Source organism: Rhizobium sp. 3T7 (genome assembly GCF_020166565.1).
GTDB lineage: Bacteria > Pseudomonadota > Alphaproteobacteria > Rhizobiales > Rhizobiaceae > Rhizobium.
Window position 1 is genome coordinate 1 of record NZ_JAIQXS010000070.1, and the last position, 399, is coordinate 399.

General features: G+C 62.7%; 1 protein-coding gene. It reads right to left on the reverse strand.

The genetic code is table 11. The features are described from left to right. The coding region (locus K9B32_RS28885) for a DUF4082 domain-containing protein (protein WP_224568815.1) at positions 1–399 on the reverse strand (399 nt) is incomplete at both ends.

Here is a 399-nt window from a genome sequence, read left to right on the forward strand (position 1 = left end):
GGTCGCCACATAGGCCCCGGTCGTGTGGTACGAGGCGACATAGGTGGTGTTGGCGGTGATGGTGACGGGGGTTGCAAAGTTCACCGTCTGCCAGCCGCTCGCCGAGGTGTTGGTGAAGGTGGCGGTGGCGAGCTTGGCGCCTGCGGTGGTCCACAGGTCGACGACGTTCTGGCCGGTGTCGCTGGCGCTGCGATAGAACTTGATGCCGGTGACATCACCGGCAACGTTTGACTGGAACTTGACGCCGAGTTCGAGTTGCTGACCATCGTTGAGGTTTGTCTGGGCCGGCGTATTGGAGGCGCTGAACAGGCTGTAGGTCGTGGGAGCTGTCGTCGCGGTGATGTTGAAGGTCTCGCTGGCGGCAAGGCCGGCAAGGTCGGTCGCCGTTACCTTGATGCT